Origin of the sequence: Acinetobacter brisouii, from assembly GCF_008993995.1 — a bacterium.
In the GTDB taxonomy this organism is placed as follows: domain Bacteria; phylum Pseudomonadota; class Gammaproteobacteria; order Pseudomonadales; family Moraxellaceae; genus Acinetobacter; species Acinetobacter brisouii_A.
In genome coordinates, this window is sequence record NZ_BKNN01000097.1 from 1 (window position 1) to 5,964 (window position 5,964).

At 40.0% G+C, this 5,964-nt stretch carries 7 protein-coding genes; 3 read left to right on the forward strand and 4 right to left on the reverse strand.

Going from position 1 to position 5,964, the window contains the following annotated elements; all coding sequences use genetic code 11:
* Positions 1–201 precede the first annotated feature (201 nt).
* The 3 genes from mobQ (at position 202) to GBN19_RS14180 (ending at position 3,432) form a co-directional block, all read left to right on the forward strand.
* Entirely contained in the window at positions 202–1,620 is a 1,419-nt protein-coding gene (gene mobQ, locus GBN19_RS14170) for a MobQ family relaxase (RefSeq protein WP_004919014.1), read from the forward strand.
* A gap of 626 nt (positions 1,621–2,246) precedes the next feature.
* Positions 2,247–3,206 carry a replication initiation protein gene (locus GBN19_RS14175; protein WP_151778575.1) on the forward strand — a complete coding sequence of 320 codons (960 nt, stop codon included), beginning with the start codon at positions 2,247–2,249 and terminating at the stop codon, positions 3,204–3,206.
* Positions 3,199–3,432, forward strand: a complete 234-nt coding sequence (locus GBN19_RS14180; RefSeq protein WP_004918992.1) for a hypothetical protein — start codon at positions 3,199–3,201, stop codon at positions 3,430–3,432. Before GBN19_RS14175 ends, GBN19_RS14180 begins: the two co-directional genes overlap by 8 nt.
* A gap of 21 nt (positions 3,433–3,453) precedes the next feature.
* Here the strand turns inward: GBN19_RS14180 and trbL are convergent, their stop codons facing one another.
* The 4 genes from trbL to GBN19_RS14195 are packed head-to-tail and all read right to left on the reverse strand — an operon-like array spanning position 3,454 to position 5,829.
* Positions 3,454–4,593 (reverse strand): P-type conjugative transfer protein TrbL, encoded by a 1,140-nt coding sequence (gene trbL / locus GBN19_RS14185; protein WP_020899881.1) that lies wholly within the window; start codon positions 4,591–4,593, stop codon positions 3,454–3,456.
* Between the two features lie 59 nt (positions 4,594–4,652).
* Positions 4,653–4,799 carry a hypothetical protein gene (locus GBN19_RS15840; RefSeq protein WP_004918994.1) on the reverse strand — a complete coding sequence of 49 codons (147 nt, stop codon included), beginning with the start codon at positions 4,797–4,799 and terminating at the stop codon, positions 4,653–4,655.
* 1 nt (position 4,800) lies between these two features.
* Positions 4,801–5,550 (reverse strand): type IV secretion system protein, encoded by a 750-nt coding sequence (locus GBN19_RS14190; protein ID WP_004919009.1) that lies wholly within the window; start codon positions 5,548–5,550, stop codon positions 4,801–4,803.
* Between the two features lie 3 nt (positions 5,551–5,553).
* A complete protein-coding gene (locus tag GBN19_RS14195) occupies positions 5,554–5,829 on the reverse strand; it encodes a hypothetical protein (RefSeq protein WP_004919011.1) in 276 nt (91 codons plus the stop codon).
* Positions 5,830–5,964 lie beyond the last annotated feature (135 nt).

The window sequence follows — 5,964 nt, forward strand, 5'->3', positions numbered from 1 at the left end:
TACCTTTCAAATAGAGGAAATCCCCCTAAATCATAAGCGCACTTGAACATTGCTTTCAAGTTGCTATATGATTGTTGTGGGTTTTCCCGAAGGGCGCACTTTCCCAAACTAAAGTTTGGAGTGCGTAAGGGGACACCCCTTAACCCCGAAAAAAAATTTTCAATTTTTTTTTAAAAACACTTGTCAATGGGACTTTACATCGTGGCTATTTTTCACTTTTCAGTAAAAAATATTAGTCGATCAGATGGTCGAAGTGCTGTTGCGTGTGCTGCATATAGATCAGGGGAAAAATTGAAAGATGAACGCTATGGAAAAGAGCAGGATTACACCAAGAAAACAGGCATAGAATTTAAAAATATCTATGCGCCTGAAAACACCAAAAAAGAATTATTAGATCGGGAAACTCTTTGGAATACGGTCGAAACCATTGAAACTAGAAAAAACTCTCAATTATCAAGAGAATTTGAAGTTGCATTTCCTTGTGAATTAAACCAAGAACAACGAGAGAAGATGCTCAATGAACTGTGCGGAAAAATTGTAGAACGTCATAAGGTCGTTGTTGATGCAGTCATTCATGCCCCACATACCGCAGGCGGAAGTGATGACCGCAACTATCACGCCCACATCATGCTCACTACACGCAGCATTAACCAGCAAGGCAACCTTGATAAAAAAACGAGAGAATTTAACGACAACGGCAAACAAGAAGTCGAACACTGGAGACAACAGTTTGCGGAACTCTGCAATCAATTTCTTGAACAGGTTGGCAGCCATGAGCGTGTCGATCACCGCAGCTACAAAGAGCAAGGTTTAGATTTAGAAGCCACACAGCATGAGGGTTCTACAATTACCCAACTTCGCAGACAGGGCAAGGACACTGAAATCAGTTTAAGTAACGATGCGATTAAGGCTAGAAATACGGAACGCCAATTAATTAAAGGACTTGAGCAAGAAATTTTAGCTACAGAACGCCTTGTTCATGACTTGGAACAGACCAGGGAAAATTTAGACCAGGAACAACGCCAAAAAGAAAAAGACCAGGAACAACGTTCCCCTGAAGAATTAACAAAAATTGCATATAGCGTTATTTCGCAATATAACGACGCTGTAGCCACGGAAGCAAAAAACATAGCACTAACTACCCAAAAAACAGAAATCGAGCAAATAAACGCTGTTTTGGAGCAAATAGAGCTATCTAAAACCGATATTAAACACCAAAAAGAAGAACTAGGAAAAAGACCCCTGTTTTTTGGCGGAAAATGGGATACAGCAAATGTTGAAATTCAGAAGCAGTTGCACCAGCTGGAAGAACAAGAACGAGAATTGAGGAGTAACTCCCCTCGATTTGAGCCTGAACGCTATACAGATCGGGCAAAACTGACTGTAAACAAGGCTAATCCAAACCTAAAAGCTAAATATGACCGAGCAAGAAACTATCTTGAGCGAGAACAACAACGGAAGTTAGCCGAACAGGAAAAACGAAAACAAGAAGCCAAAGCCATACAAGAGCAAGAAAAACAGGCATTTTTTGCACGTAAAGCCTTGCGTGAACAAGGCAAGCATGATGAAGCCAACAAGATGCTTGAAGCCGAAAAGCGGAATAGACCACGTTCAAGATAGGTATATCTATGGTGCGAAATATATGATTTTGCACCATAGATATACCTATTCTTTTTGGTGTTTATTAAAATTATCTAAACAATACATGGTTTTACAGAGCGAGTGTCTACGAGCGAACTAGCAATATTCGACCCTCGACCCTCTGAAAAACCGCTTTTAAATGACTTGAACCCTAGAAAATCTATATTTTCATGTTGAAAGTTGCCCCTAGACCGAGCGAAGCGAGCAAAAATAGCTCTATGAGCGAAGCGAATCCATTCTTGCTTTTGCTTTTCTGAATCCTCGAAAGCAATCATCAAAAAACAGCCCCCAAGACCGAGTGAAACGAGGTCAAAATGCCACGAGCGAAGCGAGTGCCATAGGGCTGTTTTTCACAGCCAAACCCCTTTTTATACTTTTAAGAAGCTTTTAAAAGCTTTTAGACACCCTCCAAATGCTGATGAATACAGGCTTGTAGAGTTTAAAAAACTACAAACGCCAAGTATTAATCTACAAACGCCAAGTAAAACGCACTTTAAAAACTACAAACGCCAAGTATTAAAACTACAAACGCCAAGTATTAATCTACTTGATTATGTTTGTAGATTAATATATAAATTCTACATCGTTTAACTATGTAGAATAATATGACTTTAGATCAGAAACACTACCCCAAAGATTGGGTAGTTTTACAAAATCGAGTAATAGAATGTTATAGAAGCATGTCACTTGATGAAAAGCGTTTGTTTATCATGGCTACGCCTTTGGCAAGAACCACCAAAGTATCAAGCAATGACCCGATTTTTATATCATCGAGTGACTTTGCTAGAGAATGTGGGGTTGATTTATCAACCGCTTATACTGCCTTAGAGATGGCATCAGATCGTTTATTTACTCGTTTTTTTGGCTATACGGCTGAAAATGGTGATCGAGTAAAAATGCGTTGGGTAAATAAAGTTATTTATAAGGCAGGGCAAGGCGGTTCCGAGCTTTATTTTAGTGATGAAGTGCTACTATTACTTAGAGAGTTTGATGCCTTAAACCCTTATACCAAGTATAAAAAGGAAGTGGTTTTACGGCTAAAAAAAGATTATTCCCTAGACTTTTATCATCTAGCTAAGAAACATCAAACAATGGGCGGATTTCAAATCAGTCTTGATGAATTATTTGAGCAATTGGGCTTGCCTGAATCATATAGACGTATTGGCAATCTTAAAGACCGTGTAATTAAACCGTCACTGGAGGAGATCACAGCCAATACCGATATAGACCTAAGCTATGAAAATGTGAAGCGTGGGCGTTCTGTGGTTGGCTTTAAGTTTACAGTTAAGGAGAAACCAAAACCGAAAGTTATCGAAACAGGGCGAGATAAAAATACGATAGATATGTTCTGTAAGCTCACAGATGCACAGATACAGAAATATAGCTCGATACTCAGCAAGGTTAGCGATATATCGGATTTATCTACTTTCCCTGATTACAGCACTTTTGCCCAATGGATTGCCAATATTTTGCGTGACCCTAAATCCGTTCGAGAAGAAACAGCAAAACGGATATTTAAGGCGTTACGAACACATACAGATTTTGGGAGTATTACTAATGACTGATTTATCAAAACTAAGTGAAACCGAGCTATTAGCTATCTGGAATAAAGATAATTTTGGACTGAAAGGTCAACTCTACAAACTAGAACAAGAGTACATCGAAGCCAAAGAAATATTGGATAACTGGCAGAATAAAGACCACCCACTTTATGAACGTCATCAAAATTGTGTGGATGGTCTTATTACAAGGATTGAGCGTATAAAACAACAACTAAACAAATGCGAATAATCAGAAAAAATCTGTCTCGCCCTATGAGATAGTGTTTTCATCCTGATTGCTTTTAGATCGTTTTGATCGCAGCTCGTTTGCTTTATTCATCATCGAGCCAGCCATGCGTCCACCAGTCGTAGAACCACTCAAACGGCTACCAAGGTCACTTTTTAAAGCAGAACTCATATTCATAGCCATATTACCAGCCATGAAACCAGCTTTACCCATTGCACTCGATGGGCCTGTGCCAGTTGCTTGAGCTGTTTTAAGCTGTTCACTTGCCAAAGCACCAGCGCCTTTTGTAGCCATAGACGCACCAGCTGCACCAGCAGCAGCGCCAGCTGTCGCAGCAGCCACAGCACGTAGGGCGGAAGTTAAAGCAGCACCACTTCCAATAGATGAACCGTTAATCACACCTTGGAGCATATCAGGCACAATTTTGGTTAATGCCAGCAGTACCACACTACAGCCAATCATACCGACCAAACTTACATTGTCTTCAACATTAAAGCCCGTAGCCCACTCTTTGATAAAAGTAAGTCCAAGACCTGCAATCAATTGTAAAATAAATATTTTTGCACCAACTGAAACAGCATATTGAATAGTTTTTAGGGCATAGTCTTTCGTCCATTGCGAACCTGCAAACCCCATCATTAAGACACTGGCTGATACCACGATATACATTTCAACCAACGCCAAAACCAAGAACGCACAAATCAAGGCAAATGCAATCATGATAATGATTGAAGCAATCAGCATCCCCAATGAATCAATAGGCGACCAAGCACTTACCGAGTTTAAAATCTCTTGGACGATCTTCCAGCCGTTCACAAAAAAGTCTGAGGGCGTAAGCAAACTGTAGCCACTGGCGGTAGATGCAGCCTGTCTGAAGCTATTTACAATCGCTTCAGCGAACGTTGCTGAGTTCATCAAAAGCCATGACATAAAGCCGACATACATAATCTGATTGACGATAGTTGATGCCCATATCGAAAGATCATCACCACGAAATGCCAAGCCGATCATTGCCCAGCTGAATTGAATAAATGCGAGGATCCAAAATAGGTTAGTTGCATAGTTCAACAGAGGAGCTTGCCATGTACTTGCTGCTGTTTGGAACTTCTCGATCATATTGTCGATTGATGAAGCATCAATCGCAGCATTTGCATGGGCGGACATGACAAACAACCCAATAATCAAGAGCGTTGATAGCATGGATCTGTTTAGTCTGGCCATAATCAGAATCCTTTGCCTTTGGCGTTATCAAGGTCTAAATCACTTGTATTTCTTTTTTTCCAATCTTCTTGTGTTTTTTCATCTTTTTTGCCACAACCAGCAAGGGAAAAAATCAAAATTCCTGAAATCAAAATATTCAAATATTTCATTTTAGAACCCCTTTGCCTTGGTAGAACCTAAATCAAGGCTACTGGTATTCCGTTGTTTCCAAGCATTACGCATAGCATCTTTTTCCGCTTGGGCGGTTGCTTGAGCTTCTGTAGCAGAACGAGCCGAAGCAGCCATAACCGTGTGCAAATCATTCATTTGTTGCGCCAAAACACCCAACATTTGATTAGATGACTGCAATTGAGCAACTTGTGAAGCTCCAGCCGATCCAGCACTTTCATTCAAAATTGATGCAATCCGATTATTCCGATCCTTAATGTTGTTGATTGTCGATTGAGCCTGCATTGCAGATTTATTGGCATCTTGAAGCTGATCCGACCACTTACCGAACTGCTGATACATTTGTTCAGGTGATTTATTTTTCATGTTTTGGAAATTAGGGTAGAGCTGCTGGAACTGGCTTTGAACCTCACCCACCGAAGCATTAAGTGCTTTTGATGCAGAAATGATTTTATTCAAATCCTGATACTGTGCGCTCATTTGGCTGACAAGACCGCTATAGTTGCCAAGACCTAATTGGCGCAATGCTTGTTCTGACAAGGCATTACCACGTAACAAGCTATTAATTTGCGAAACTTGGTTAGAAATTTGCGTTGCTTGGTTAGCAGCGTTAATGATCATATTGGCAAAGTTGCCACCATCAAAAACAGGGATACCTGTTGCCATGCTCGATGTCGAAGTAACAGTCGTAACAGCCAAGATACCAGCCAAACATAAAGCCCTAATTTTCATCACTCACTCCTTTAATGGAAGATTAAATAATTCTCTATCTCGATTTTCGGTTAAGTATTTATCGAGCTGAGCCATTAACTTTTCATGAGCAACAGTGTCATTTTCGACGATTTTTAACATACAAGAGCCGATTAAAATCTTACGTCTTGTATCATTCTTTCGTTCTAACTCTTTTTGCTTAGAACGTTCACGAGCTACAGCAGCTTGTTTTTGAGCTTTTAACTGTTTTAATCGCTCTTGTTGCTTAGAAATTTGTTGTTCCAATGACTCAATTTTCATCTTTAACATACCTTTCAAATAGAGGAAATCCCCCTAAATCATAAGCGCACTTGAACATTGCTTTCAAGTTGCTATATGATTGTTGTGGGTTTTCCCGAAGGGCGCACTTTCCCAAACTAAAGTTTGGAGTGCGTA

Coding starts and splice junctions, on each gene's coding strand:
- GBN19_RS15840 (WP_004918994.1), bottom strand. CDS start 4,799: ATGAAATATTTGAATATTTTGATTTCAGGAATTTTGATTTTTTCCCTT.
- GBN19_RS14175 (WP_151778575.1), top strand. CDS start 2,247: ATGACTTTAGATCAGAAACACTACCCCAAAGATTGGGTAGTTTTACAA.
- GBN19_RS14180 (WP_004918992.1), top strand. CDS start 3,199: ATGACTGATTTATCAAAACTAAGTGAAACCGAGCTATTAGCTATCTGG.
- trbL (WP_020899881.1), bottom strand. CDS start 4,593: ATGTCCGCCCATGCAAATGCTGCGATTGATGCTTCATCAATCGACAAT.
- GBN19_RS14190 (WP_004919009.1), bottom strand. CDS start 5,550: ATGAAAATTAGGGCTTTATGTTTGGCTGGTATCTTGGCTGTTACGACT.
- GBN19_RS14195 (WP_004919011.1), bottom strand. CDS start 5,829: ATGAAAATTGAGTCATTGGAACAACAAATTTCTAAGCAACAAGAGCGA.